The organism is Methanosarcina sp. (assembly GCF_049706645.1).
Lineage (GTDB): Archaea > Halobacteriota > Methanosarcinia > Methanosarcinales > Methanosarcinaceae > Methanosarcina.
Genome location: NZ_JBNAKP010000007.1, coordinates 1 through 26702, shown reverse-complemented (window position 1 = coordinate 26702; position 26702 = coordinate 1). Strand labels below are relative to the sequence as shown.

The window sequence follows — 26702 nt, the reverse complement described above, 5'->3', positions numbered from 1 at the left end:
ACGAGTTTTTAGAATATATAATATCCTGAAAATTAAGGCAGTAATTTCTGAAAATTCAGACCGAATTAATATATTTTGTTTTTCTTCTTATACAGAACCATTTCGTTTTTTTCCTTGACTTAAAAGCTTCACCTATCCTTATCTCTGTAAAGAAAAAGTCAAACCTCGGAAAGTAATAACTCAGAATCATTTTTTAGAAATTGAATTTCCAAAACTATATTGATTCTTGAATTTAATTCTACATTAAACATTCATTTAATTCTACGTTAAAGCTACTTCGGTATAGATTAACAGCTATTGTTTTCTACTTGTAGTGTCCCTTTCAATAAAAAAATTTCAAAGAATAAATACGGACTACTTTTTCCTAATTTCTAAACAGGTGCGGGGTGTGAGTAATTTGCAGAATAAATTTGCGTTTCTGCCGCTTCATAAGCTTGGAGCCAGGGAGGATAAATAGAACTCCGGAGTTATTAGCTTCGGGCTCTTTTTACCGGGAGTGTCGGCAGATGAAGGCAATAAGCTATGGGTGAGGGTAATTCATGAAAAGGACCAGTTCCTTCAGGATATACTGCCTATGAAATTTGAAGTGGAACATTCAGAGGACTTAGAATATGGGGATTACTGGTCTGCAACAATAAATATCGTATCCGGAGATAAGCCAGAACCCTATTCTGCCTGGGGAACTCCGGGAAAGTATGTCTATCGGTATTGTCTCGAAAACCCGGATAAACAGAGTCCCATTGACTGGATTATCGATCCTTTTGCCAGAGAGTTTGGAGTCGGCAAGTTATCCGCATTCACGCTCGGGTACGAACAATATGAATGGGACAAACACGAACTGGTATGGAAAACACCTTCGATAAATGATATTATTCTGTATGAATTAATGATAAATGAGTTTGCAGATGACATACAGGGGGTAACTGATCAACTGGGTTATCTGGCAGACCTTGGGGTAAACTGCATAGAACTGATGCCTCTTTCCAATGTTGAGAAACGAGTGGACTGGGGATTTATGCCAATCGGCTATTTTGGCGTGGATGAGCGCTTCGGAAACAGAAAAGATATGCAAAAATTAATCGATCTGGCTCACCGGAAAGGCATCGCAGTTATAGTTGACTCTGTCTATGCGCACACGAGTCACCTTTTTCCTTATTTCTATGTTTATAATGAACTTGGCTGGGGTATTGATAAAAATCCTTTCATGGGCCCTTTTGCTGAAGATGTATTTGGAATGAGTACGGACTTCAACCGCAAATTTACCAGGGATTTCTTTTTGACAGTTAACCATCACTGGCTCGACTCTTATCATGTAGATGGTTTCAGGTATGATTATGTGCCAGGATACTGGCTTGAGAATTCGGAAAACGGCTATGCGAAACTGGTACAGGAGACTTACGAGCTGGTCAAAGAAAAAAAGGGCTCTTCCGACCACTGGCAGCGATTTTTCAATGAAGGCTCCGTAAACCTTATCCAGTGCGCAGAGCAATTGCAAAAACCGTTAGAGATCCTGGAAAAAACTTTCAGTAACTGTACCTGGCAAAACGGAACTCTGCATGCGGCAAGGGAAGCGGCCGGAAATTCCGATCAATTGACCAGCCTGGGCTTCCTCTTCGGGCTCTCAGGTTATCCTGCAGAAGTTCAGAACAACGGCGATAGTATCCGAAAAACTGCCCTCCAGTATCTGGAAAATCACGATCACTCCCGTTTTATCTGTAACTTTGGAACAGTTGTCAGTGATAATGAACTTCTGAAGGAGGGTGACCGTACGCTCTGGTACAGAGTCCAGCCCTATCTTATAGGTCTGTTTACGGCAAAAGGAATCCCCATGTTATGGCAGGGGCAGGAGTTTGGAGAGAACTACTTCCTTCCTCAGGAGGGGTGGGGAAGAGTGCTTTTGTACAGACCTGTACGCTGGGAATACTTCTATACTTCTGAAGGCAGGTCCCTGATTCAGCTCGTCAGAAAACTCGTCAAGCTTCGGAGAAATAACCCTCAGTTTTCCAGGGGAGAACATTTCTTTTATAATGATTTTGTCCTCTATCAGTCCCGGAATATTATGCTGTTTTCCCGGAGTTACGAAGGAGTTTTTAGCCTGATAGCTTTAAACTTTGGAATTCATGATCAGGTAGTGCCTTTCACATTCCCGTTTAGTGGCAATTACCTGGAAGAGCTTCACGGACTGGAAAATTTAATGGGGGTTTCTGCAAGCAGGGAAGTCCAGCTTAATATTCCAGGCAATTACGGAAGAATCTGGACGGTGGAAATCCAATAAATACGCTAATATAGAGATATTTCTGAAGGCGGGGTTTCAGCTTAAAAAGCTTGACTTTATTATAGGTTCCTCTGATACCTTTAAGTGGTAATCAATAAATACCTCTTAAGTACTTAGTGGGTTCGATATGCTTCGCATAATCTTTCTTGGTACTGGAGGCTCTCTGCCTACCCGCAACAGAAATCCATCCGCAGTAATGGTCAATCGGGAAGGGGAGCTTATCCTGTTTGACTGCGGAGAGGGCACCCAGCAGCAAATGATGCGGGCAAAGACAGGGATGATGAGTCTGTCCTCTATTTTTGTCAGTCACTTTCATGCAGATCACTTTCTGGGAATCCCTGGCCTGATCCAGACCATGTCTTTCATGGGAAGAAAAGAGCCTCTCCTGATTTACGGCCCCGAGGGCACCAGGGAATTTACTGAGCTTTTTAAAGCCCTTGGCTATTTCAATCTTAAATATGAAGTACGCGGCATCCAGTTGAAACCCGGAGATATTGTGGAAAAGGGGGAATATGTTATCCGGGCTTTAAAAACCGAACACAGTATCCCAAGCCTCGGATATGCCCTTATAGAAAATCCCCGTCCGGGGCGTTTCAACAGGGAAAAGGCAGTTGAACTGGGTATTCCTCCTGGCCCTCTTTTCGCAAAATTGCAAAAAGGAAATCCGGTAGAAGTCAATGGAAAGCTCGTAAAACCTGAAGATGTAATGGGGGCGTTGAGACCCGGAAGGACCATTATTTACAGTGGAGATACCAGGCCCTGTGAGCCCATTCTCGAAGCCAGCAGGGGTGCAGATGTACTGATCCATGATGGCAGTTTTGCGGATGAGATGGCAGATTGGGCGGAAGAGTCCAAACATTCGACAGCAGGGGAAGTTGCAGCCCTTGCAAAGAAGGCGGGGGTCAGGAAGCTGATCCTTACCCATATAAGCTCCCGATATACCGATGATGCTGCACCTCTCCTTAGCGATTCAAAAAAAGTGTTTGAAAACGTGCTTATAGCCGAAGACCTGATGGAAATCGAAATCCCTTACAGGTCGGAATAAGGCTTAATTTTTTTATTTAGGGGAATTTATATTCAAAATAAAATATAGATTATTCTGAGAAGTGGCGTAGAATACAATATAGAAATTCGAAGTGCCCTTTAAAAACCAGAAATGATCTTTAAAATCTAGTCTTAATCTTTAATAAACTAGAAACGTTCTTTAAAGAAAGATTAAAAAGTTTTGAGTTTTTGTATCCGGGCATCTGAGCGGAAAAGAAGTTGTAGCAGATATAATCTGCATCGAAACAGGATCAGAATAACTCAGACGAGAGTCCAATCCAGTTTTTTGTTTTCAGCATCGTAAAGTGTGACCTGCATGGTTTTGTCTTCGACTTCATAAACCGGCTTGATACCTAAATAAAGAGTATCGCCATAATTAATATTGAGCTCACCGTTCACTCTGCTGAAGTATACCCTGCCTTTTGTACCTTTTTCTTCGACGGTGACACCTTTCCACATCAAGTTCTGAATAATGTTTACAACTCTGCACTCAAACCTGTCGACTTCACGTATTTGATTCATGGGGATCCCTTTATTTTTTTATTTGATGTCTGGTTAAGACTTTATTTAAATCATTCCTGTTAGAAAATAACGATTTTTATACATAAAATTATTCCTGCTTTTCCGGGCAGAAGAAAAGCAGGTAAAAACATTTATACAGAAGAAAGTAAAAACATTATACCGAAGAAAATAAAAACATTATACCGAAGCAAGTAAAAACGTTCCACTAAAGCCAGGTAAAATGCTCTACTGAAGCAAGTAAAAAGATTACTTTAAAATTAATGATCCTCAAAAATGAGTCATCAAGAAGTATGGTAATTTAAAACAGGTACTTATTTTAAGTACCTAAAAATACCATAATTTAACAGTAACTTACCTGTCTTCAGCTTAAATATAGAGTTCAGACGGACCCTGAGGGAGGTCTTTTCTGCCAAGTTTTGCAAGTGCGTTTTCAAAATCCTTCTTTGTTACGATTTCCCTGTCTTCTATTATTGCCTGGTGAAGAGCAGTCTTTAAAACCTTTTCTACAAGATCCCTGCCTGATAGCCCATTTGATTTCTTTGCAAGAGCCCGGAAGTTACAGTCCTCTACCTGCAGGGGGAAGGTTTTTACATTCGATTCGAATATCCTGAGGACTTCTTCTTCTCCGGGTAGCACGAATTCGATCTCTTCTTCGAACCTGCTTCTTATAGCTGAGTCCAGGGTATGAATCCTGTTTGTGGAGCAGATGGTACATACTCCATCGCGTTCCACTATACCATCCATTTCGGTAAGTAGAGCATTTACAATTTCACTTACGTCTCCTCTCAACTCCTGGAACTTTCGGTCCAGGGCTATGGCATCAAGTTCGTCGATAAAGATTATACAGGGAGCCATTTCTTCTGCCCTGTCATAGAGCTGGTGGATCTGGCGGGATCCGTCTCCCACATATTCTCCTATCAGCTGGGTAGCCTTGACGGGAATGATGGGCACATCAGTTTTATTTGCAAGAGCCTTTGCAAGCATGGTTTTTCCGGTGCCTGAGGGCCCGAAAAAGAGGATATTTCTTGGCGCCCATTTCCCGAAGCGTTCGGGCTCTTCAAGGAAGCGTTCGATCAGCCTGCACTTTTGCTTTGCAAGTTCCTGCCCGATTACATCTTCAAATTTAACGCTACTCTTTATTTCTGCCGAGGAGGGAAGACCGTTTTCTTCTTCAGTTACGATAATTGAGGTTGAACTTCCGATTATGGATTCTGCAGGTTCCACATCTATAATGCGGTAAGCAAAATCCGGGAACATCCGCCGGTCAAAGAGATAATCTCCCTTGCGGGCAACATATCCATTCCACTGTTCCCGGGCATAGAATTCGAAAACATCCCGATTTTCAATAACAGGATATTCGTCCATCATGCCGCTTAACGGATAACCTTCAGGCTTCAGGATAAGAAGCTCGGAGGTAGATTTTCCAAACTCGGTGTTGTTTTCATGAGTCTTTTTCGCGTTCACTCTTTGTGAGACTGGTCGCACTTTGTTATCAACTCGAATACTTTTCTATACCTCTATAGTAATCCGAAGAGCTAATAAAATTAACCCCTAAATTACGGAGAATATTCGACTGCGAAAGGCTCACCTTCTTCGTGGAGCTGAGAAACAATCTTCTGAAAATCCTGTCTTTAAGCCGCTCCCGGGTAACTATCTACCAGTTCTGCTCTCAGGCTAATTTTTGATCAAGCTTTAAAAAAAGCTTGTGGGATAACTATCTGCCAGGTCTGTTCTCAGGAGATTCAGGTAATCATTATATATTCCGGTCTTCAATGTAACAATGTATATGTCCTTTGGGACATTACCTGAGTGTAAAATATTTATATGAGTAAACAAATAAGTGATTTGTCATTTGAAAGAGACTTGAATCAAAGGTTAATGTAAGTAACAGGCTTTCCAGAGATTCTCATGTTAGAATTTTGAGATTGCGGACCTTTGCAGCGCGCGTGAAAGTCTTATTTAAAAGAGAAAGCTAATATATTAGATAAATAATATAAAACTTTTAATTATTGATCAAAAGTTATCTTCAAACAGATTTGAAAATTTATCAAAAACGTTGAGTAAATTACCTGACTAATATATTTATGTATACTTCTTAAGATTATACAGTAATATTGTGTCGGTAATACCGCAGACTAGCGACTTAAAAATTTAGTGCCTAATAAGGTAATTTCAGAGTATGATTTTTATGTTTACTATGGAGAATACGGAAGGTTTCGACCAGAAAACTCTTGATAAGATGAATTCTGAAGTCAAGAAAACGATGAGCAAGCACGATCCGAAATCGAAAGATTACAAAAAGTTATTCGAACAGGTTGAAGACCAGGTCTTCGACAAATACTGTTCCGAGGTGTTCAGGCCCTCTCTCAAACTTTAAAAATTTGCCGTAATGGGTTTACCGTTAGTAAACGCAAGGTCGGTAAATTTTTATTTTATTCTTTTTTATTTTATTACTTAAATTCCAATTAGACTTTCAATCACATATACTTTTCATTACCTATATTTTCGTTACCCTATTTTTCATTAATTGTATTATTATTACTTGTATTATTATTACTTGTATTTTCATTACCTGTATTTTCGTTACCGTATTTTTCATTACCTTATTTTTCTCTACCTATCTCTTTCACTAACTTCACCGTTAACTATCTATATACTTCGTTACTTGCAGATTTTATACCTGAACTTCTAATTCTTTTGTCCCGTTTCAGGTTTAACTTATATCGATAACTTTTTTATATCCCTGCCTCTTATTTTCAATTATGTTTTCTCGCAGTAAAACCAGAATTTTGAGTATTTTCCTTCTTATTATGCTTTTGTTTGCCCCGATAGCAGGCGCAGCCTCAAGTGCAGGCGATATCAAAAAAGCCGAGCCTTATAAAGCACCTGAGAATTCTACTATAGAAAACGAGCTCTTTGCAGAACTGAGTACAAAAGCCGAACTTTATAATAACAATTCCGATGAAGTTCCCGAAGTCCTTAAAAGATTTGTAGCCAGTGAGGAAATTGCCGGGAAAATTAAGCTTGAGAGCGGCGAGATGCTTTATGTGACTATACTGATGAGAGGAGGAGAAATAGGAGATTTTTACATGTATGAGACTCCTAATGACCCTAACTCAAAGTTCGGGCCTTCCATAACAGTGGAAACCGATGAAAACACTGTAAGAAAAGCGCTTGATTCGAAGGAGCCCTTGAAGGAAGCCGTAAAAAGCATGAATGACGGCTCTTTAAAGGTGGAAACCGAAGGATACTTCCGAGGCACAGTGCTCTGGACTTTAAAAAAATTTTATAAATAAAAACAGCTTTTCCCGAGCCCGACAAAAAATTAATTTGAAATATCCCTTTCCGGGAAAAGGGCTCCAATTTTATTCTCAGAATGCCTGGTTTTGTTTTCAGAATAATTCCTGATTCTGTCTTTCAGAATTTTAGCGTTCAGGATTATGGTTCCAGTTCTACTTTCTGAATTCCTGGTTCTATTTTCCGAATTTTGTTACAGGTTAATGTTTGACAATCTCTCCGGGATACGTATACCTTCCTTTTTCCATCATCACGCCGATATTTATACTTGTATTGATACCGGTATGCACATCATCTCCCATAATCACTCCGAGTTTTCTCCTGCCCGAATCAAGAATCCTACCTTTCGTCATTACTTTTATATTTTTCCCGTCATGCCGGAGATTTGCAACCTTCGTACCCGCCCCAAAGTTGCAGCGCCGTCCGATAATGCTATCTCCTGTATAACTCAGGTGACCCACATGGGTATTTTCCATGATAATCGTATTCTTTATTTCGACGGCGTTTCCTACCCTGACATGGTTCCCGATTGCAGTGAAAGGGCGGATAAAACAGTTAGGCCCGATATCACAGTTCTCCCCCATTATCACAGGGCCTTCGATATAAGAACCGTTCCTGATAAGAGTGCCTTTCCCGATTACAACCTCCCCCTTTATGGTTGCATTCGGTTCCACGATCCCTTCGCACCTGCCCTTAAGGTCTTTCAGGAGGTATTCATTTGCTTTCAGGAGGTCCCAGGGATACCCTATATCTATCCATCTGCCCTGGAGGGGACTGTAGCCCACAGCCGATCCACTATCGATCAGCATCTGGAGTGAGTCCGTAATCTCGAATTCGTTTCTCACTGACGCCCGGGTTCTATCAATAAAATCAAAAATAGATTCCCTGAAAAGATATATTCCGGCATTTGCAAGGTTAGTGGGAGGATTTTTAGGTTTTTCTATTATCCTGATAACTTTATTATTCTCAGTCTCAAGCACTCCGAAATCCGACGGGTTTTCAACTTCTTTTACGCAAATGACAGCTTCTTCTGTCCTTGAAACCAGAGCTTTTAAGTCCTCCTGTCCTATGAGCATATCCCCGTTGAGTACAAGGAAAGCCCCATTAACATACCCTTTTGCACAGCCTATCGCATTTGCAGTCCCTAACTGCTCTTTCTGCCGCACGTACTCTATGCTTACTCCCCATCTGCTTCCGTCCCCGAAGTGCTCCCTTATCTGCTCTTCGAGATAACCGGTAATGAAGACAAAGCCTTCAATGCCTGCTTCTATAGCTGAATTAAGTATATGCTCAAGGATGGGCTTATTTGCAACCTGGAGCATTACTTTAGGACAGTCGGAAGTCAGAGGTTCCATCCTTGTGCCTTTGCCTGCCACAAGGACAACAGCTTTCATTTAAGCGCCTCCTTTACCATCTTTTCAGCCATCTCGAAAATCTCATCTACGTTTTCCCGGGCTTCAGCCGTGATCCTCACTTTTGCTTCCGTCCCTGAGGGGCGGACAAGTACCCATCCGTTGTCCATTTCAACGCGAATGCCGTCAATATCAAGGACTTTTCCCAGGGGCTCGAGTTTAACCTTTACTTTTTCCATAAACTCTGCTTTCTTCTCGTTTGCGCATGGGACTGCTCCTCTTTTTGTGGCATATCTGGGAAGCTCTTCTCGAAGCTCGCTTAATTTCTTTTCGTTTACAATCTCCACAAGTCTTGCGGCTGCGTAAATCCCGTCAGGGCAGTAGGAAATCTTCGGGAAAATCCAGCTTCCTGACGGTTCGCCTCCGTAAATAGCACCGCACTGTTTTATGCCCTCTGCGACATAGACATCCCCCACTCTTGTCCTCACGATTTCCGAATCTTTAAGGGAATCGTCGACCATCATTGAAGTGTCCACAGGCACAACGACTGTACCTTTTCTGCCGTTGCATTCAAAACGCCCGAAAATTGCAAGCAGCTCGTCTCCCGAAACAAAATTGCCTTTCTCATCAACTGCCATCATCCGGTCTGCGTCGCCGTCATGCGCGATTCCAAGATCGGCTCCGAAATCCACAACAGCTTTTTTGAGCATGGAAAGATTTTCATCGTTCGGTTCCGGGTTTCTCGCGGGGAAGTGGCCGTCAGGCTGGGCATTCAGGGTTATTACTTCACACCCCAGTTCCTGAAGGAGATAGGGGCTGATTGTCCCTCCTGCTCCGCATCCGCAGTCCAGTACTACCTTCAGGCTGGAACTTCCGACGAGCTTTTTGATCATATTCATATGGGCCCGAATAGCATTTCCGTCTTCTTCGAATTTGCCTATCAGGTTCCAGGGAACCCTTGAAAAGTCCGCATCTTCAATAGCTTTTTCAATTTCGTCCTGCTGCGCCGAGTCAAAAGCCATGCCGTCAGGATTCCAGAGTTTGATCCCCACATACTCAGAAGGGTTGTGGGAGGCTGTAACCATTACACCGCATTCGTATTCTCTGGCTGCATATGCCAGGGTTGGGGTAGTAACAAGGCCGATCTCTGTTACAGCACAACCTGCCGCAGTCATTCCTGCAATCAGGGCATGTTCGATCATAGGGGCCGAAACTCTGGGATCCCTCCCGATAACTGCGGTCTTTTTCCGGCTTCCCAATACAAGCCCTACACTAAGTGCAAGTTCGGGCGTGATTTCTTTGTTTGCTATCCCTCTTATTCCTGAAGATCCGAAGAGTTTCATATGTCCCACTCCGAAGTTTTCTGAAGTGTATTTTCTTTAATTCTTTTGATTTTTAGTTTTTAAATTTTCAGTCTTTCCATTATTCAACGGTGACACTTTTTGCAAGATTGCGCGGTTTGTCAATCGAGCATCCCCGAGCAAGTGCAGTATAATAAGCAAGCAACTGGAGAACTACAACACTGAGCAGCGGAGAAAGCAGTTCGCTACTCTGAGGAATCGTAAGCACGACATCTGCATATTTTCCGATCTCGGTATCTTTATTATCGGCCACCGCGATAACCGTCGCATCCCTGGCTTTTACTTCTTTTATATTACTCAGTACTTTATCATAGGTCTGCCCTCTTGTTGCAATGGTAACTACAGGAGTTCCTTTCTCAAGCAGGGCAATTGGCCCGTGCTTAAGCTCGCCTGCTGCAAAACCTTCAGCATGCAAGTATGAAATTTCTTTTAGTTTGAGAGCTCCTTCAAGGGCAATCGGATAGTTAAGGTGCCTGCCGAGGAAGAAATAGCTCTTTGCATGAGCGAAAACCTCTGCACATTCTTTTACTGTCTCTTTCTGGTTAAGAATCTGCTGAATCTGGCCAGGTACTTTTCTGAGATCCGTGATGAACCCTTTAACATAATTCGGACTTAGCTTGCCTCTTGAGAGGGCAAACTTTACGGCGAGCAGATAAAGCAGTGTGAGCTGGGTACTGAAAGTCTTGGTCGCGGCAACTCCTATTTCAGGCCCTGCTCTGGTGTAGAGCACACTGTTAGCTTCTCTTGTAATGGTGCTTCCTACAACGTTTGTAATCGCAAGCGTAGGGCAGTTATAGGACATTACTTCCCTCACGGCTGCGAGGGTATCTGCAGTCTCTCCAGACTGCGTAATTGCAATGGCAAGAGTCCCGTCATTCATAACCGGGCTTCTGTACCTGTATTCCGAGCAAATATCTATATCGCAATGGATTCCTGCCAGCTGCTCAAAGAGGTACTTTCCAAGCAGCCCTGCGTGCCAGGAGGTTCCGCACGCCAGAATCTGAACTCTCGAAAGCTTTTTTATCTCGTCCTCGCTCATATTAAGTTCTTTGAGATATATGGTTCCTTCAAGCTCCGAGACCTTACCTGCAAGCGTGTTATGAATCGCACTCACCTGCTCGTGAATCTCTTTCAGCATAAAGTGTTCGTAACCGGCTTTTTCAGCAGCTTCAAAGTCCCATTCGATCTTTTCTATCTTCTTTTCCCGGATTTTTCCTTCTCTATCAAAAATCTCTACACTGGTAGGAGTCAGAACTGCGGTTTCAAAATCATTTACGAAAATGACATCCCTTGTATAATTCAAAAAAGCAGTTACATCCGATGCGGCAAAGTTCTCCCCTCTGCCAAGCCCTATAACAAGTGGGCTGTCTTTCCGGGCAAGTACGAGTTTTCCCTGTTCGTCAGCACAGAGAATCGCAAGGGCATAAGAACCTTCAATCTCTTTTAGTGCCTCCCGGAGTCCTGTAAGGAGTTCGCACTTTGCTTCTTTTCCATCGGGCTCCCTGTATATGTGTTTGTGCAGGAGATGTGCGATCACTTCTGTATCGGTTTCCGATTTAAACTCGTATCCTTCTGAAGTCAGCCGCTCTTTCAATGCCATGTAGTTCTCTATGATTCCGTTATGCACAACTGAGATCTTACACGGGTTTCCGGAATTATGCGGATGAGCATTTACTGTACTGGGGCGCCCGTGGGTTGCCCAGCGGGTATGCCCTATTCCTATACTGCCATTTATTTTGTTTGGGACTGTGGCTTCAAGGTTTACGATTTTGCCTACCGATTTGTAAGTATCGACTCCGCTGCCCAGAATCGAAATCCCAGCAGAATCATATCCGCGGTACTCGAGTTTTTTGAGGGATTCTATAATGACAGATGCAGCAGAATTTTCCCCTGCATATCCTACGATTCCACACATTTTTTCACCTTCCTGGGATTAAAGAACCACCGAATGACGGGACAGGTCCTTGTATATGGTATTTCCAGATTCAACCTGGCAGTCAACAGCTATCGTTACTCCGGCCTTCACAAGTACGCTGTTCCCAATCCGGTTGTCATCTCCAAAGATGGTACCGAGTTTGGGGGCTCGATGAATGGTTCCGTTCATAATGATCGACAGGCCTTCTTTTTCCTCAACAAAGAAACCCGAACCAATTGTATTGTTACTTCCAAATATGGAATTCGAGATCTGCCCGTGCGAATATATCCTGCAGTCGTTCATTATTATACTATTCTGGATTTCGGTAAATGACCGGATCGATACATTGTCTCCTATTGTTGTGGAGGGGAGAATAACTACATTGGGGCCGATATCACAATTCTCTCCTATGACAACAGGGCCTACAATGTAAGTTCCGGAACGAATCCTGGTATTCTTTCCTATTGCTACTTTTCCCCTGATGACAACTCCCTCTTCCACTTCTCCTTCAAGCTTGAAGTTCCTGGCAGAATTTAAGACTATGGCATTTGCTTTCAATAAATCCCAGGCATGGACAGCATCAAGCCATTTTGATTCGGTAGGAACGGAAGTAATGATTTTCCCTTCATCAATCATAAGCTGGAGGGTATCGGTTATTGCATATTCCCCATTTTCGGATATCGGAGTCTTTTCGATGGTTTCAAAGACCTGCGGCGTAAATACATAAATTCCCGTATTTACGATACGGCTCAGATCTCCAGGCCTTTTCTCCAGGATCCTTGTAACTCTCTTTCTTTCTTTTAGAACCACCCCATAGCCTGCGGTCTCTTCCATCCTTACAGTCAGAAGGGTTGCATCCCCTTCATAGTTATTGAGAAGATCCGCTATGGTCTTAGGTTCCACCAGGTTGTCTCCATTGAGAACAAGAAATTCCGAGTCTTCGGGGCCGATCAAATTTTTTGCCTGCTCGATTGCATGTGCAGTACCAAGCTGGGCTTTCTGTTCGATGTACTTTATTTTTACTCCGAAGTTCAGCCCGTCTTCAAAATAGTCCATTATGCGTTCTTTTTTATATCCGACAATCAATATAATATCAGTTATTCCATTTTTTTCAAGCGAATCTATTACATGCTCCAGAATAGGCCTGTTGGCGATAGGAAGCATTACTTTTGAACGAGTAAGAGTAAGAGGCCTGCAGCGCAGCCCTTCTCCTGCTGCAAGGATAATAGCTTTCATAGATTTAATGAACCTTTTTTAGAATTTATACATTACCTTTGAAAGTTTTAAACAAAATCCCTTTGTCTAAATATATCTAGAGTGTTATACCTGTATAAGAGACAGCTAACAATAAAAAAGTAATCCCTTTATTATTACTAAATAAGTTCTCCATACAGGATAAACAACCTCCGGAACATAAATCTGAGAATTTTGAAGGAATTCCCTCCAGATTTTAGCTTTTACAACGTATTTTATCTTTTTGAAAGTGCAGAAAAATATTTATTTCATAACTCAGATATGTATTTCCTGCTTTTTATGCCTTATGCTTCTTAAGGCTTGAGAGTTAGGGCAATTCTTGAAGCTTGACTTATATAAATATTTTCATCATATCTTACACATTTAATAAATAGTTACGGCGACTACCAGGAAACACTGGTGTAATTCTTAGAATTTTTCTAAGCACTCTATAGTTTTCTATAATGCCACAAAACAAAGGAATTTAAATAGTATTAACGTATCTATAAGCAAACATTTTAATATGAAAATCGTACTCCAAGAATAATTGTGCTTTGGCAATGAAAATAATTGTCTTTGGCAATGAGAGAATTATACTTTGAGAATTATCGTGCAAGTTCAGGTTTACGGATTGTCAGTACACCGGTAATTCCTGGACGCCTTTTTACTCACTTATTTTCATTCTGCCGCAATTACAATCGGCTCTGAAATGAAATTTTTACGTCCAGCCTTGAAAGTTTGCATTCATGCATTCGATTTCTTCCGCAAAGCCCTGTAAAAACACTGGGTTGCTATAACACGTTTAAACATTTACTCTTCTTTTGTTCCCCTTTGTCTTTATAAAAAGTTGAAAAATAATAAGTTATAACTAGTATCGACAGTAAAATTTAGGCAATGCATCAAAAAGGATATTAACTGGTAAAAGGGGTCAGGATTATTCCGGAGGGATTGAAACGAAGTTTCGTGCTATGGTATTTTTGCTGCTTGCAACCTCGCTTCTGGTAGGCGGCTGTACGGAAAATGCTCCGAATGAACAAAATTCCACTCAGGCTCAGGAAACAGTTGTAATTGGAACTAAACTTTTTCAGGAATCCTATATTACCGCCCACATGATTTCGCTTTTGCTTGAAGAGGAAGGGTACGAAACTGAGGTAAAAGAAAATCTCGGTGGCACGCTTGTAAATTACGAAGCCCTGAAAAAAGGGGATATTCAGTCTTATGTTGAGTACACAGGAACCATATACAGTCAGATTTTAAAAAAACCGCCTCTTGAAGAGTGGGATCCCGCTGTAGTATACAATGAATCCGAGCAGGGTATGCTTAACAGCGATGGGATTGTAATTGCGGCTCGCCTGGGCTTTGAGGATGCTTATGCCATAGCTGTTGACAGGAACTGGGCTGAGGCTAATGGAATCTCCAGGATCAGTGATCTTGCTCCTTATGCGCCTGATCTGATAATGGGAACTGACCCCGAATTCGCTACAAGAGAGGACGGGCTTCCGCAGATCGCCCGGGTTTACGGATTCACGTTTAAAAGCTATAATTCTATGGCTCCAGGCATTATGTATGAAGCCTTCAAAAATAAAGAAGTCGATGCGATCAGTGCCTATACCACAGACACCCGCAATGACCTGTACGGGCTAAAGGTGCTCGAGGACGATAAGAACGCACTTCCTCCCTATGATACCGTAATTCTTGTTTCCAGAGACTTTGCGCAGAAAAACCCGCAAGCTTTTGAAGCTCTGAAACAGCTTGACGGCAGGATTGATCAGGAAACCATGAGGGGCCTTAATTCAGAATACGATATAAGCGGCAGGGAAGCAAGAGATATTGCTCACGATTTCCTGGTAAATGAAAGTTTGATTTCAGCCTGAGCTTTTCCAGGCTGATATGGCGCCTGAATATGATATCCAGAAAGATTTTTGAGCGGATTGAATTCCTCCGGCTTGAAAATGTCACAAAAAGGTATGGAGAAAACTTTGCCGTCAGAAACCTGAACCTTGAAATTAAGGGAGGAGAGGTCCTAATCCTTATAGGGAAAAGCGGTTCCGGAAAGACGACTGCCCTCAGGATGATGAACCGTTTGGTAGAACCTGATTCTGGCAGCATCTCGATAAACGGGGTAGATATCAGTAAGTTTGACCCGATCATGCTCAGGCGGAACATCGGCTATGTGATCCAGAATATCGGGCTTCTTCCCCACCTGCGGGTTTCCGGGAATATAGGGCTCATTCCGAAATTGGAAGGCTGGAAGGATGAAAGAATCCGCGAGGCGGTGCGGGATTTGCTAAACTTTGTTTCTCTCCCTCCGCAGATTTTTATGGACCGCTATCCTCACGAGCTGAGTGGAGGCCAGCAGCAGAGAGTCGGGCTTGCAAGAGCTATGATAATGAATCCGCCTCTCTTTCTGATGGATGAACCCTTCGGGGCGCTTGACTCGCTCCTTCGGGCGCAGCTACAGGATGAATTCTACAGGATCAAAAGGGAGCTTGGAAGGACCATTGTATTTGTCACGCATGATATCAACGAGGCTTTCAGGCTTGGCGACAGGATTGCGATCATAGATAACGCTGAACTTGTCCAGGTGGGAACACCTCAGGAGTTAATTTTTTCTCCAGCCAATGAACTGGTTGCCGAGATTGTCGATTCAAAAAGAAAGTACAGGCATATCGATGCTCTGAAAGTGAAGGATCTGGCGCAGCCCCTTGATAAACGGTATATTCTCGATCCCGGCGTGTCTGCAGCATCGGCTCTTGACTATATGTCCGCGGAAGGGCTTGAAATCGCACTCGTTTTTAAAAGCCCGGAAAGTGCGGGGTATGTACGCTTAACCGATGTCGTGAAAGCAGCATCCTCGGGAAAAAGCCTTGAAGAAGCTTTAAAACCCCTGCCGTTATTTTCTCCTGAAACTTCACTTCTTGAAGCCCTTATACGGCTCAAGGCCGAGGGGGAATCTATGGGGCTTGTCCTTGAAGGTGATAAGCCTGAGAATATTCTATTTTCGGACAGGATTCTCCAGAATCTGGTCTGAGTCGGTCTTAAGCCTTGAAAGGTGATCAATTGACAACCTGGAGCTTTAATGAGATTTTTGCGGAAATCCTGCGAGTCTGGACTTCTCAGTTGCTCACCCTGCGCACACTTGAGCACCTGTACATGTTTGCGGTTGCTCTTTTCTTCTCAGTTCTTGCCGGTGTGCTTATTGGGGTTCTGACCTACAGGAATCCGAGATTTGCAGACCCTGTCCTTAACGGTTTGAATGTCGTGGAGACCATTCCTGACGTTGCGCTTCTTGTGATCCTGCTTCCGGTCTTCGGAATCGGGAAAGGGCCAACAATTGTGGCATCCATTCTCTATTCAATTCTTCCGATTGCCAGGAATACCTATACCGGCCTTTCTAACGTGCCCGGGCAATATCTTGAAATCGCGGAAGCTATGGGGTTGACACGGCGGGAAATCCTGCTCAAAGTCCGTTTTCCTCTGTCTCTGCCTCTAATTGCAGGCGGCATCAGGATCGCAGTGGTATTTACAATGGGAGTTGTAACCCTCGGAGGGCTAATTGCTGCAGGTGGGCTTGGGGCAGCCCTTCAGAACGGAATCCAGCTCTACGATATGGGAACAATCCTGGTCACAGGTACCTGGGTAGGAATACTTGCGGTATTTCTTGACGGGGCTGCGGGTGCAATAGAACATATTCTTCAGGTGAGGTACGGAAGATGGTCTTAACAGCAGAGCTTTTGCAGGCCACGCTTGAGCATCTGGTTTTAACTTACACTGCACTTGTCGCAGGAATTCTTGTCGCAATTCCATTAATACTCCTTTCCCTGTACAGTGCAGGATTAGCTTCGATAATAATGCGATTTTCAAACCTCTTCCAGGCAGTCCCCAGTTTTGCGGTTGTAGCTGTTATTGTGCCTCTTATAGGAATCGGTTTTACGCCCGCAGTCATTGCCATAATGCTGAGGGTAATGCTTCCGATTATCAAAAATACTTATATCGGGCTTTTCAATGTAGATCCTGCACTTATCGAATCCTCAAAAGGTATCGGACTGACCGATCTCCAGATACTTAGAAATGTAAAGCTTCCAAATGCATATCCTGCTATATTTGCCGGAATAAAATTTGCCGCGATTCTTGCAAACAGTATTGCAGTCCTGACGGCCCTTATAGGAGGTGGAGGTCTCGGATCCATGATTTTCGAAGGGTTTACGAATTTTAATACGGCTAAAGTCCTTGCAGGAGTTCTGCCTGTCATAGGCATAGCGCTTTTCCTTGACTTTTCCTTCTCGAGGATAGAGCGATGGTTAACTCCGGAATATCTTAGAAAATGAACTGGATTTTCTATCTAGTGAATACACTTACTTTCCAAATAATAAAGATTGTTCTTGCAGGCTAGTTGTTTTCGTTCCTAAAACTTCTTTCCGATTTTTGACCTACTTCATATCCCTGAACTAGCTTTATGTTATTACAATATCACATTTTTGAGATTACCTTCCTATTAAATTTTACTTAAAAGACTCGCTGGATTTTTTTGACTATTTTTAGTAAAATAGTCTTTGCATATGATGTTTTAACAATTTTCTTTTTTAAAATAGTTGGAATACACACTAATCTTTTTAATAAAGAGTTACATAAGTTGATAGAGAACCTCATGATTGATTCGGTAAATTTCCTGGGGCTGATTGTTGCTGTGCTGGTCATGTCACTTCTGGCACAGACCCTTAGCCGCCATTTCCAAGTTCCTTTTATAATCTTTCTATTAGTTGAAGGAATAATAGTAGGACCCGAAGTTCTCAATCTGCTAAACCCTGCCGTTTATTTCGAGGAGCTCATTGCCATAGTGGCAATCGCAGTATCCGTGATAGTTTTTGACGGAGGGCTTCATATTGATATGAAGCAACTGAGAGGATATCATGAAAGTGTCCTTAAATTGACCACAATCGGAGTGTTCATAACTTTTCTCGGGATAACCGTACTTACAAATTTACTTATAGATGTTCCTCTTCAGATTGCTGCACTTTTCGGGGCTCTGGTTACTGCAACCGGACCAACGGTAGTCGGTCCAATCCTAAGAAATATCCAGGTTTGCCATAAGGTTGGCAAGGTTCTGGAACTTAAGAGCGTACTGAACGATGCTGCAAGTGTAATCCTTACTGCGGTAGTTTTTGAGTGGATTGCAGCAGAGCTTTCCGGGATGGATGCAGTCTTTTTTATCCTGCAAAGGGTTGGAATCGGTTTATTCGTAGGAAGCATAAGTGGTTTCACCCTTCGCTGGTTCTTTACCAGGGGCATACTCATCAGCAAACAGACTGCCAGAATGCTTACTCTCACTTCGGTGTTTGCCTGCTTCGTGTTGTCAGAACTTATGGGGAATGAGTCTGGAATCCTTGCGCTGGCAGTCTTTGGAATCATTATAGGGACTTCCGAGTTTCCCTACAAAGAAACCATAAAGGAGTTCAAGGGTGACCTGGTAACTGTAATGATCTCTCTACTTTTCATATTGTTAGCAGCAATGCTGAAATTCGAATATATTATGGGAATCGGGGGGAAAGGGGTTGCTCTGGTATTACTGATGGTCTTTTTCGTCCGTCCTATCTCTGTTTTTGCCTCGATGTGGAAATCAAAGTTCCGCACCAATGAAAAGTTATTTATCTCATTTATAGGACCAAGAGGAGTCGTTCCAACTTCGGTTGCAACTTACTTCGCTATCAAACTGGATGAGCTGGGCGTTCCGGGAGGGCAGACTATTGTGGGCCTGGTCTTCCTGACAGTCATTACCACAGTCTTCCTGACAGGAAGCATGTCAAAAAGAGTGGCTCAGATACTGGGGGTAATTCCTATGGAAATTTTGATTATCGGAGGAGGAAAAGTAGGCCGGATTCTCGCCGAACGCTTTGACAAACGGGGGGAAAACGTAGTGGTTGTAGACAGTTCCGAAGAAGCGTGTAATAAGTGCCTGAATATGGGGGTCAGGGCTGTGCAGGGAGATGCAGGAGACATAAATACTCTAAAAAAAGCCGGGATCGAGAATACCAAATACATTGTTGCAACTACAAACAAAGACGATACGAATCTCCTCTTCTGCCAGATTGCAAAGGCAAGTTTTGGGTTTAGAGGAGACCAGCTGGTTGCCAGGGTAAATCACACAGAGAACCTTCAGGCCTTCTGGGATCTTGGAATCCGCGCCATGAGCCCTGCCATAACAACTGCAGCAGTTATTGACAATATGATAGGAAGGCCTCATCTTTTCTCCATGTGTGAGGTGGGTGGAGGAGGCAATATTATGGAAGTCAAGGTCACCAATCCGAAGGTCATGGGAAGGGCCATTAAGGAAATTAATTTTCCGGAAAAAAGCCTTGTAGTCATGGTACAGCGGGGAAAAAGATCTATTATCGCATATAGTAATCTGATACTTGAATCCGGTGACATTGTAACGATTATTGGGGAAGGAGACGTGGGAAAACGTGCTTCAGATATTCTCAACAAATAAGTTTAAGTATAGATTCGAATTATATGTCTATCAAAAAAAAATCGTAATGAAAGATTGAATGATTTCGAAGTTGAACTCAAGCAGGAAGCAGATATTATTGCTGTCGGGAATTTAAAAACGGTTTCAAAAAAGTAATTATTCCCTTGCATAAGAGTAGATCTCAGGGGACAATCCTTCAGGACTTTGCAGCCTTTAAAACGAGCTCTCTCACATATTGGCAACGGCCTTGAGATGAATACTTTCACTCCGCTTTCCTTAACTTTATATGCCGTGGCGTTGTATGATAGAACGCCTCTCTATACAATAAAGATAAACAAGAGGCTTGAGGTAGAAAGAATGAAGCAAACCGCAGAATCTATTCGAGATCGATTTTTGAAGCTTGGCATCGATGTACCTGTAGAGGACGTCGAAAGCAGACTTGATGAACTGATTACGAAATTTAAAGTTCCTTCAAACGAAGCCCAGCGCAGCGTGACCAATTATTTTTTGAAGAAATATTCTATTCCTAAGAATGAATTTTACGTGAGGCAGGCTGAGCCCCAGCTTACGAAGATCGTGGATATCTCGGAAAACGGGCAGTGGGCAAATCTTAAGGCAAAGGTTGTCCAGCTCTGGGAAAATACTCACGAGTCCATCTCTCAGGTAGGGCTCCTGGGGGATGAAACAGGAATCATAAAATTTACTGAATGGAAAAATGCTGAACTGCCTAAGCTTGAGCAGGGAGAAAGTTACCTCTTCAGGAGCGTTGTCGTAGGGGAGTATAATGGCAGGTTCCAGGTTCAGCTCAACAAGAACAGTTCAGTAGAAAAGCTGGATGAACCCATTGGGGTTGGAGGAGGGGATTTCACGCCGTCTGCGAGAGAATCCGAACTCAGGGACATCTCCGACCTTGCAGGAGGCCAGTGGGCCACAGTCAAAGGAAAAGTGGTCCAGCTCTGGGAAAACTCTCACGAATCGATTGAGCAGGCAGGGCTTCTAGGGGACCACACAGGTGTTATCAAATTTACTAACTGGGCCAGTTCCGAACTTCCGGACATGGAAGAAGGCAAGAGCTACATGTTGAAAAATGTAGTTGTCAATGAATGGGGTGGCAAGGCCCAGATCCAGCTTAACCGGTCAAGTTCCATAGAAGAGCTTGATGAAGATATCGAAGTCGGGTCCTCAACTTCCACATATTTCGGAGCAATGGTGGACATCCAGACCGGCTCAGGCCTCATAAAACGCTGCCCTGAGTGTAAGAGGGCTCTGGTTAAGGGTGCCTGTGCAGAGCACGGGAAAGTAAAAGGGGAATACGACCTGAGGATAAAAGCGGTTCTGGATTCCGGAACTTCCACTCAGGATGCCCTGATTAACAGAGAACTTACTGAAGAGCTTGCAGGACTTTCTCTTGATACTGCAATTGCAATGGCAGCAGATGCCCTTGATCCCGGGGTTGTGCTGGATAAATTGAAACACGAACTGGTAGGCAGGTATTATACTGTAACCGGGCACAAGCTTGACCGTTACATTCTTGTGGATTCCATTACTCCCAGAACTTCTCTGGATAAAGAGATGCTTGATGAAATGCTTACCGAACTGGAGGTGCAGTAAATGCCAGGCTTTTTCAGAGAAGCTTCCCGCAGGGTTTTTGCCCAGGAGCTGAAGGATTCTAACCTGACTTCGAGGGACGAAAGTGATCAGTATGCTCCGCAGTATGTCCTGACTCCCACAGGGGCTAAGGTAAACCGTATCTTCCTTGTTGGCACACTTATCGAAAAGGAAGATATCGGCACTGACTCCGAATACTGGAGGGGAAGGGTTTCAGACCCAACAGGTTCCTTCCTGGTCTATGCAGGACAGTACCAGCCTGAGGCAGCTCAATTCCTCGCTGACTGCGAACTGCCGGCTTTTGTGGCAGTTGTGGGCAAGACAAGCACCTATACTACAGACGACGGAAACGTCCTTACTTCTATCCGCCCCGAGTCCATCCAGCAGGTAGACGAACTTACCCGGAACCTCTGGGTGCTCGATACCGCAAAGCAGACTCTTGAGAGGATAAGGGCAGTTGAGGCAGAGGAAGACCCGAACTCAAAGCTTGCAAAAGAACACTACTCGACTGATACGGATTCCTACCGTGCAATGGTCAAAAAGGCCCTTGAGTCCCTCAAAGAAGAAAAATGAAATCAAAAAATGAGAACCATAAAATAGTTAAAACCGGGGTCAAATGCCCCTTATTTCTTTTTTATTCATAAAATCAGCTTTTATTCTCAGGAATCTTCTTTCCATCTTCTCTCGGCTCTCTTTCTCTTCTTTTGCCTTTCTGTTATCTAATTTCTATGCTATCTAATTTCAGGGGTATTTACTTCTTTTTCTCCTTTTTCCTTTTTCTCTATAACTCTTTTATTTAATTTCAGGACATCTGTTGCATTAAGTAAACTTTTTTTATTTTCACCGACCATAAAGTCCGAAGAGGCAAAATATAGATAAATAAACGAAACATGGTATAAAATGAGTAACGTGTGCTTGAATGAAATTTAGTGATAAAATAATTAAACTGAGATGTGAGATGATCCTGTGAAAACTTATCTTCTGGTCTGGTTCAGCAGTGAAGGGGCTCGCCCGTCAGAAATCAACCAGAGACTGCTGTCTCTGGGTTTCAAGTCCATGCAGGGCACCTATGATTTCGTGTATGACTGGAATAGCAATGTGGATATCGACAAAATTTTTGAGTTCGGAGATAAGGTATACCTGAGCCTTCAGGGTTCGGGTGTGATGTTCAAAATGGAAACAATGTGAACCTGTAAGGCTCGCAGAAAATAGAATTCCTTATACATCACTTAGCTAGGCTTGTGTTAGAGTCCAGGCTTCAGATACCATTTTCAAAGCTGTATTAAACTACTATAAAAATATTATGAGGCTTGATTTAGGTAAGTATCTTTTAGTTCTTCCTTTTTCAGGTCTCCCTACTAAATCCAGGCGCTCATTCGTCTCAAAGATTCTTTTCTTGCTTGCCTTTTTTCAGAGCATCGCGGAACTTTATATATTCACAGCTATCTCCCTCAAGAGTAATTATCCTGCCGTTAATACTTCCTTTTTCGATCACGAGTTCCACGACACTTGGGTTTGACATCCTGGGTTTGGTAGGAGAGCCAGGGCAAACAAGCACAATATCCCTTTTTTCTATCAAAGGCCGGTGCAGGTGCCCGAAAATCAGGATATCTACCTCCATTTCTTTTGCGAGGTAACCCTGAGCAGTTGTATCTGTAACCGAAAGCCCTCCTTCATGTACAACTCCGATCTTTACCCCTTCAACTTCGAATTTCAGCCTTTCGGGAAGGAGCTTTTTGAGTTCGGAAACATCATCGTTTCCAAAGACTGCCTTTAATTTGCCGCCGGCGTTGAAGGCCTGATATGCCTCTACAGTACTGAAATCCCCTGCATGGACTATAAGGTCACACTCCTCAAGGAGCTTCTGGAGTTGCTGAGGAATTTCTCCGGTTTTCAGATGAGTATCGGAAAGCACAATCAGTTTCATGGGAAATCTCCTGATTATATAAAATAAGCCATTTAAAGATAAATCTATGCAGCAAGCCTTTTCAAAAATATGCTTGATCGCAAGCCTTTTCAAAAAAGGCTTGAGCGAAAACCCTGGCGACGGCGTGGTCAAGCGGCCCAACGGTTGTGGCCCAGCGGTTGCAGCTCAACGGTTACGGCTTCAATGGTTGTGTTCTGGAAAAATAAGAGTTTTTGACCCAAACCCGAAGGCCTGGGGTTTATTATTCAAAAATTAGCACGGATTATTCCAGTGTCAGGTCTACGAGTTCGTACTCAAGATTTTCGGTCTCCAGCCTGTTAAGAAGGGAAGGAACCTGCTCATCCACTGAGACAACAAGGGATGACAGTCCATGGTATGCAGCCTCAATAACTGATTCATTTGTTCCGAACATAACATTCGGGGTTATGCCGATCTTGCGCAGGGCGATAAGCGCTTCCACGCCGATAGCTGCTATATAGGGTTTTGAGCTTGCCAGAGTCCTCAGGCGTTCAATATCTACTTTTCTTGACCCTCCGCGCTCAATCCTCGGAACCTTACAGATTGTAATTGTGGCATTTTCCAGGTCGATCAGGCCTTTCAGGCTTGTTACTCCCACATCTTCCCCTGCCGCGGCATCGGAAATTACATTGCCTGATGCGCCTGTTTTTTCCGTGCTGCTAACGTACAGGAGTCCCTTTTCCATTTTCAGGTATACCTGCTGGCCTTCCTTTACATCCTCTTTTGCAATTGCTGTCCAGGTTGAAACATGGCTGATTATATCCTCCATGACAAAGCGGGCGTACTGCTTCATTTCGGTGGCATTTTCAAGGACCCATTCTACGCCTTCTTTTGTAATCCTGTACCGGACCCGGCCCTCAGTAACTATGAGCCCATCGTTTACAAGTTCTTTAATATATTCGGAAACTGCCTGGGGAGTTATTCCAATCTTTGCGGCAATTTCTTTTTGTCTTACATTCGGCTGGTGGGCTGCAATTTCGATAAGGACCTGAAATTTGGTTACTCCGCTTTTAGTCTGGAGGATTTTGATCATCAATCGTAGTTCTCCTCTACATCTTCAATTACTTTTAACCTCTGTCCCATTACCGAAAGCCTTTCAGATCTGCGAGCAACAGCACAGATATAAAACGGGTTTTTATTAAGGGTCCGTGTGAGGTTGCTCATGGATGTATTGCCTTCTTCTACCAGCCTTTCCAGTTCTTCCATTGCATCTTTGACCTCCTCGTACGGTTTGAAGGTCAGCATGATAATGTCACTCAGATCTTCAAAAGAACACTGGAAGTTAACCTGAACTTTGGAATAGGAGCTGTGGTATTCTTTGGAGGGTTTCTGTCCTGCCTCCGGAACTCTCCACTGGCTCTCAAGGAGTCCGGCTTTTTTCAGAATATGAAGGCTTTTTGACGAGTCTGAACCTATAAACTCGTCGATTTCTGTTCTGGTCATCCATTTGTTTGAAAGTGCGTCGAATATCTTTTTATGAGTTCTTGACCCAAAAGTCCTGAGTAATGGTACTAAATAGGAAGGATCGTTAATTATTCGAGTTCTTTTACCCATTTACTCCTCTCCTTCTCGTCTTACGTTATAAGCTTTCAAATATAATAAAGATTTGTAATTTGATTACTTTTTGTAATCGATATCAAGCCCTTCAGGCCCTTCCCAGTCAAAAATCGGGGCATTCCGTTTCAGTTCACGGCATTTTTCATGCAGTGCATGGGCAACAATAGGGAGAGCGATAGTAGCATCCACGAAGACCTGCACTTTTTTTGCCTGGGCTGCGATCTTTCCCCAGGAAACGGCTTCGTCAAAAGTACAGCCTGAAAGTCCTCCCCAGTGCGGAGCATCGGTAGTGTACTGAATTGCATAATCATGCCCTCCAACGTCCATTCCAAGGATGGAAGCTACTACTTCGGTCTGCTGGATAAAATTCTTCGGGACTCCGCCTCCAATGTAGACAACGCCGGTTTTTCCTGATTTTTCCACAATTTGCGTGACCTCGTCAACGTCTTTTATCTGGTCGATCTCAAGTTTCAGTCCTCTTCTTCTTGCAATTGTAAGCCCGATCCCGATGGAACTATCCGAAAGTGCAGGAACGAAGATAGGGATATTGTGCCTGTATGCACTTACAACTATGGAATCCTCTGCAGCTCCTCGCCTTACCAGTTCCTTTCCGAGCAGGTGCATGAACTCCCTTGATGAACAGGAAATTTCCCCTATTTCTTCTGCAAAATCCGCAATCAGGTTATCTGCGGTCCTGAACTCCTCCTCCACTGCAAAAACGTCGTAAATCCTGTCCACGCCGTGCTCGAAGAGTTTTTCGTCGTTAGCCAGATGTGAGCCTACATAGTGTTTCTTGCCGAGCGCTTCGTGTGAGTCATGGAACAGGTTCGCCCCTGTGCTTACAAGGCAATCTATCATCCTCTCCCGGATCATATAGGAAATAATCCTGCGCATGCCAGCAGGAACCATAGCTCCGGACAGGCCCATAAGCACGGTCATATCCTTTTCTTTTAGCATGTTGTGCCAGGCCTGGACGGATTCGGCCAGCTTCCTTCCCTGGAAGCCCGTTTTGAGCATCCCGTCCATCAATTCACTTACGGACCTGTCTTTTACATCTATCGGAACGGTTGGGTTATCTGTGAATACATTAAGACGCATACCATTCTCCTAATAAGCAGATAATGATAGTTTTGCATGTGATTTCTAACACCTGAAGGCATTCGGCAACAAGCGGTAAGAAATGCAAGTAGCGCTAGGTAATTATATATTTTTTATTAAATATCAATATATGCGGACTCTTCCACTGGACGATATCCGACAATGACGAGTCTTCTTAAGGAAAACTAATTTACCAGGTTTGAATCAGGAGCAAAGAGTATGAATTGACAGCATGATGAGCGATTTTGAGATTCCCAGATTGGTGCTTGTAAACAATCTCAGAAATTATTACAGGCATACCTGTTAATATTCAGATAGTAAAAACTGCTGAAGATATTACGGTCATCCAGTCTCCATGTTCATCTACGGAAGATGACCTGGGAAAACTCAGGCTCCTGAGAGGTGCCTCATTTATCCAGGTGCTGTACATGCTTTTCGCAAGTTTCTCTGAATGATCCCCTACATCCTCTGCGGTTTCTCCATAGGCGTGATACTCTGAAATATAACCGTGCTTGCTTACGTTTTTCGGGAGTGCACATCCAACCGATGCGCTGAGTATCCTTCCTGGCTCATTGGAAGAGATCCTGGACATTACGCAAAATACGATTTCTCCGGGACTCAACTCTTCGAGGCCTTCCTCTCTGGATACGATCTCACAGTTAGGGGGCAGGATCGAACTTACGGTTACAAGGTTAAATTTCTCAATACCCGCGTCCCGGAGTGCAACTTCAAATGATTCAAGATGTTCGGGGTGTGTACCAGCTCCACTTGTAAAGAATACTTTTCTGGGAATTAACTTCGTAATCATCTTTGCATCCTTGGGAAATAATCAATTCAAACTTAATCCAGATGGCAATTATCATTTTTAAGCGTTGCCCTTCAATCCTGGTGGAAAAAAGTTAAACTTCTATTTATTACAACGGGAGCGCAGAGGGTCACGAATACCCCTTCCTTTAGGTAGGGGATGAAGTGAACCCTCGCCTCTTCGTTTTTCTCTTTAAATATCTAAACCATAGTTTCCTTGTATAT

The 26702-nt window shown here is 43.3% G+C and carries 23 protein-coding genes; 12 read left to right on the top strand and 11 right to left on the bottom strand.

Going from position 1 to position 26702, the window contains the following annotated elements; translation table 11 throughout:
- Positions 1 to 496 precede the first annotated feature (496 nt).
- Together ACPK8D_RS02380 and ACPK8D_RS02375 are read left to right on the top strand one after the other, a co-directional pair.
- Entirely contained in the window at positions 497 to 2275 is a 1779-nt protein-coding gene (locus ACPK8D_RS02380; RefSeq protein ID WP_424716243.1) for an alpha-amylase family glycosyl hydrolase, read from the top strand.
- Positions 2276 to 2402: 127 nt separating this feature from the next.
- Positions 2403 to 3320: a ribonuclease Z gene (locus ACPK8D_RS02375; RefSeq protein ID WP_424716242.1), complete on the top strand. Its 918-nt coding sequence runs from the start codon at positions 2403 to 2405 to the stop codon at positions 3318 to 3320.
- 260 nt (positions 3321 to 3580) lie between these two features.
- Here the strand turns inward: ACPK8D_RS02375 and ACPK8D_RS02370 are convergent, their stop codons facing one another.
- Positions 3581 to 3841 (bottom strand): hypothetical protein, encoded by a 261-nt coding sequence (locus ACPK8D_RS02370; RefSeq protein WP_424716241.1) that lies wholly within the window; start codon positions 3839 to 3841, stop codon positions 3581 to 3583.
- 366 nt (positions 3842 to 4207) lie between these two features.
- Positions 4208 to 5326, bottom strand: coding sequence for an AAA family ATPase (locus tag ACPK8D_RS02365; RefSeq protein ID WP_424716240.1), 1119 nt, complete (start codon positions 5324 to 5326; stop codon positions 4208 to 4210).
- Positions 5327 to 6029: 703 nt separating this feature from the next.
- On the opposite strand from ACPK8D_RS02365, the gene ACPK8D_RS02360 reads away from it, so the two are divergent.
- The gene (locus ACPK8D_RS02360) at positions 6030 to 6218 is read left to right on the top strand and encodes a hypothetical protein (RefSeq protein WP_424716239.1); all 189 of its coding nucleotides are present in this window, start codon (positions 6030 to 6032) and stop codon (positions 6216 to 6218) included.
- Positions 6219 to 6603: 385 nt separating this feature from the next.
- Complete coding sequence (locus tag ACPK8D_RS02355) at positions 6604 to 7137, top strand: hypothetical protein (RefSeq protein ID WP_424716238.1); 534 nt, start codon at positions 6604 to 6606, stop codon at positions 7135 to 7137.
- 201 nt (positions 7138 to 7338) lie between these two features.
- Here the strand turns inward: ACPK8D_RS02355 and glmU (ACPK8D_RS02350) are convergent, their stop codons facing one another.
- The 4 genes from glmU (ACPK8D_RS02350) to glmU (ACPK8D_RS02335) form a co-directional block, all read right to left on the bottom strand.
- Positions 7339 to 8532, bottom strand: coding sequence for a bifunctional sugar-1-phosphate nucleotidylyltransferase/acetyltransferase (glmU, locus tag ACPK8D_RS02350; RefSeq protein WP_424716237.1), 1194 nt, complete (start codon positions 8530 to 8532; stop codon positions 7339 to 7341).
- On the bottom strand, positions 8529 to 9833 hold the full coding sequence (glmM, locus tag ACPK8D_RS02345; RefSeq protein WP_424716236.1) for a phosphoglucosamine mutase: 1305 nt from the start codon (positions 9831 to 9833) through the stop codon (positions 8529 to 8531). Before glmM ends, glmU (ACPK8D_RS02350) begins: the two co-directional genes overlap by 4 nt.
- 79 nt (positions 9834 to 9912) lie before the next feature.
- Complete coding sequence (gene glmS / locus ACPK8D_RS02340; RefSeq protein ID WP_424716235.1) at positions 9913 to 11766, bottom strand: glutamine--fructose-6-phosphate transaminase (isomerizing); 1854 nt, start codon at positions 11764 to 11766, stop codon at positions 9913 to 9915.
- Positions 11767 to 11784: 18 nt separating this feature from the next.
- Positions 11785 to 13002, bottom strand: coding sequence for a bifunctional sugar-1-phosphate nucleotidylyltransferase/acetyltransferase (glmU, locus tag ACPK8D_RS02335; RefSeq protein ID WP_424716234.1), 1218 nt, complete (start codon positions 13000 to 13002; stop codon positions 11785 to 11787).
- A 965-nt stretch (positions 13003 to 13967) separates the two neighbouring features.
- Here glmU (ACPK8D_RS02335) and ACPK8D_RS02330 point away from each other — a divergent pair.
- The 8 genes from ACPK8D_RS02330 (at position 13968) to ACPK8D_RS02295 (ending at position 22261) form a co-directional block, all read left to right on the top strand.
- Positions 13968 to 14873 carry a glycine betaine ABC transporter substrate-binding protein gene (locus ACPK8D_RS02330; RefSeq protein ID WP_424716233.1) on the top strand — a complete coding sequence of 302 codons (906 nt, stop codon included), beginning with the start codon at positions 13968 to 13970 and terminating at the stop codon, positions 14871 to 14873.
- 29 nt (positions 14874 to 14902) lie between these two features.
- The gene (locus ACPK8D_RS02325; protein WP_424716232.1) at positions 14903 to 16030 is read left to right on the top strand and encodes an ABC transporter ATP-binding protein; all 1128 of its coding nucleotides are present in this window, start codon (positions 14903 to 14905) and stop codon (positions 16028 to 16030) included.
- A gap of 29 nt (positions 16031 to 16059) precedes the next feature.
- Entirely contained in the window at positions 16060 to 16722 is a 663-nt protein-coding gene (locus tag ACPK8D_RS02320) for an ABC transporter permease (RefSeq protein ID WP_424716231.1), read from the top strand.
- Complete coding sequence (locus ACPK8D_RS02315; RefSeq protein WP_424716230.1) at positions 16713 to 17327, top strand: ABC transporter permease; 615 nt, start codon at positions 16713 to 16715, stop codon at positions 17325 to 17327. The genes ACPK8D_RS02320 and ACPK8D_RS02315 overlap by 10 nt, the downstream gene beginning before the upstream one ends.
- A gap of 320 nt (positions 17328 to 17647) precedes the next feature.
- The gene (locus tag ACPK8D_RS02310; protein WP_424716229.1) at positions 17648 to 19486 is read left to right on the top strand and encodes a cation:proton antiporter; all 1839 of its coding nucleotides are present in this window, start codon (positions 17648 to 17650) and stop codon (positions 19484 to 19486) included.
- A 336-nt stretch (positions 19487 to 19822) separates the two neighbouring features.
- Positions 19823 to 21076: a replication protein A gene (locus tag ACPK8D_RS02305; RefSeq protein WP_424716335.1), complete on the top strand. Its 1254-nt coding sequence runs from the start codon at positions 19823 to 19825 to the stop codon at positions 21074 to 21076.
- Entirely contained in the window at positions 21077 to 21646 is a 570-nt protein-coding gene (locus ACPK8D_RS02300) for an RPA family protein (RefSeq protein WP_424716228.1), read from the top strand. It begins immediately after the preceding gene.
- A 393-nt stretch (positions 21647 to 22039) separates the two neighbouring features.
- Positions 22040 to 22261 (top strand): hypothetical protein, encoded by a 222-nt coding sequence (locus ACPK8D_RS02295; RefSeq protein WP_424716227.1) that lies wholly within the window; start codon positions 22040 to 22042, stop codon positions 22259 to 22261.
- A gap of 193 nt (positions 22262 to 22454) precedes the next feature.
- On the opposite strand, the gene ACPK8D_RS02290 is transcribed toward ACPK8D_RS02295, so the two are convergent.
- The 5 genes from ACPK8D_RS02290 to ACPK8D_RS02270 form a co-directional block, all read right to left on the bottom strand.
- On the bottom strand, positions 22455 to 23000 hold the full coding sequence (locus ACPK8D_RS02290; RefSeq protein ID WP_424716226.1) for a metallophosphoesterase: 546 nt from the start codon (positions 22998 to 23000) through the stop codon (positions 22455 to 22457).
- A 262-nt stretch (positions 23001 to 23262) separates the two neighbouring features.
- Positions 23263 to 24051 carry a MarR family transcriptional regulator gene (locus tag ACPK8D_RS02285; protein WP_424716225.1) on the bottom strand — a complete coding sequence of 263 codons (789 nt, stop codon included), beginning with the start codon at positions 24049 to 24051 and terminating at the stop codon, positions 23263 to 23265.
- Entirely contained in the window at positions 24051 to 24572 is a 522-nt protein-coding gene (locus ACPK8D_RS02280) for an ArsR family transcriptional regulator (RefSeq protein ID WP_424716224.1), read from the bottom strand. Before ACPK8D_RS02280 ends, ACPK8D_RS02285 begins: the two co-directional genes overlap by 1 nt.
- A gap of 63 nt (positions 24573 to 24635) precedes the next feature.
- Positions 24636 to 25673 (bottom strand): deoxyhypusine synthase, encoded by a 1038-nt coding sequence (locus ACPK8D_RS02275; RefSeq protein ID WP_424716223.1) that lies wholly within the window; start codon positions 25671 to 25673, stop codon positions 24636 to 24638.
- A 310-nt stretch (positions 25674 to 25983) separates the two neighbouring features.
- A complete protein-coding gene (locus ACPK8D_RS02270) occupies positions 25984 to 26481 on the bottom strand; it encodes a pyruvoyl-dependent arginine decarboxylase (RefSeq protein ID WP_424716222.1) in 498 nt (165 codons plus the stop codon).
- Between the last annotated feature and the right edge of the window lie 221 nt (positions 26482 to 26702).

What these genes read in the sequence shown, in the direction of transcription:
- ACPK8D_RS02375 (WP_424716242.1), top strand. Translation starts at nt 2,403, where the DNA reads ATGCTTCGCATAATCTTTCTTGGTACTGGAGGCTCTCTGCCTACCCGC.
- ACPK8D_RS02370 (WP_424716241.1), bottom strand. Translation starts at nt 3,841, where the DNA reads ATGAATCAAATACGTGAAGTCGACAGGTTTGAGTGCAGAGTTGTAAAC.
- ACPK8D_RS02360 (WP_424716239.1), top strand. Translation starts at nt 6,030, where the DNA reads ATGTTTACTATGGAGAATACGGAAGGTTTCGACCAGAAAACTCTTGAT.
- ACPK8D_RS02355 (WP_424716238.1), top strand. Translation starts at nt 6,604, where the DNA reads ATGTTTTCTCGCAGTAAAACCAGAATTTTGAGTATTTTCCTTCTTATT.
- glmU (WP_424716237.1), bottom strand. Translation starts at nt 8,532, where the DNA reads ATGAAAGCTGTTGTCCTTGTGGCAGGCAAAGGCACAAGGATGGAACCT.
- glmM (WP_424716236.1), bottom strand. Translation starts at nt 9,833, where the DNA reads ATGAAACTCTTCGGATCTTCAGGAATAAGAGGGATAGCAAACAAAGAA.
- glmS (WP_424716235.1), bottom strand. Translation starts at nt 11,766, where the DNA reads ATGTGTGGAATCGTAGGATATGCAGGGGAAAATTCTGCTGCATCTGTC.
- glmU (WP_424716234.1), bottom strand. Translation starts at nt 13,002, where the DNA reads ATGAAAGCTATTATCCTTGCAGCAGGAGAAGGGCTGCGCTGCAGGCCT.
- ACPK8D_RS02330 (WP_424716233.1), top strand. Translation starts at nt 13,968, where the DNA reads ATGGTATTTTTGCTGCTTGCAACCTCGCTTCTGGTAGGCGGCTGTACG.
- ACPK8D_RS02325 (WP_424716232.1), top strand. Translation starts at nt 14,903, where the DNA reads ATGATATCCAGAAAGATTTTTGAGCGGATTGAATTCCTCCGGCTTGAA.
- ACPK8D_RS02315 (WP_424716230.1), top strand. Translation starts at nt 16,713, where the DNA reads ATGGTCTTAACAGCAGAGCTTTTGCAGGCCACGCTTGAGCATCTGGTT.
- ACPK8D_RS02310 (WP_424716229.1), top strand. Translation starts at nt 17,648, where the DNA reads ATGATTGATTCGGTAAATTTCCTGGGGCTGATTGTTGCTGTGCTGGTC.
- ACPK8D_RS02305 (WP_424716335.1), top strand. Translation starts at nt 19,823, where the DNA reads ATGAAGCAAACCGCAGAATCTATTCGAGATCGATTTTTGAAGCTTGGC.
- ACPK8D_RS02300 (WP_424716228.1), top strand. Translation starts at nt 21,077, where the DNA reads ATGCCAGGCTTTTTCAGAGAAGCTTCCCGCAGGGTTTTTGCCCAGGAG.
- ACPK8D_RS02290 (WP_424716226.1), bottom strand. Translation starts at nt 23,000, where the DNA reads ATGAAACTGATTGTGCTTTCCGATACTCATCTGAAAACCGGAGAAATT.
- ACPK8D_RS02285 (WP_424716225.1), bottom strand. Translation starts at nt 24,051, where the DNA reads ATGATCAAAATCCTCCAGACTAAAAGCGGAGTAACCAAATTTCAGGTC.
- ACPK8D_RS02280 (WP_424716224.1), bottom strand. Translation starts at nt 24,572, where the DNA reads ATGGGTAAAAGAACTCGAATAATTAACGATCCTTCCTATTTAGTACCA.
- ACPK8D_RS02275 (WP_424716223.1), bottom strand. Translation starts at nt 25,673, where the DNA reads ATGCGTCTTAATGTATTCACAGATAACCCAACCGTTCCGATAGATGTA.
- ACPK8D_RS02270 (WP_424716222.1), bottom strand. Translation starts at nt 26,481, where the DNA reads ATGATTACGAAGTTAATTCCCAGAAAAGTATTCTTTACAAGTGGAGCT.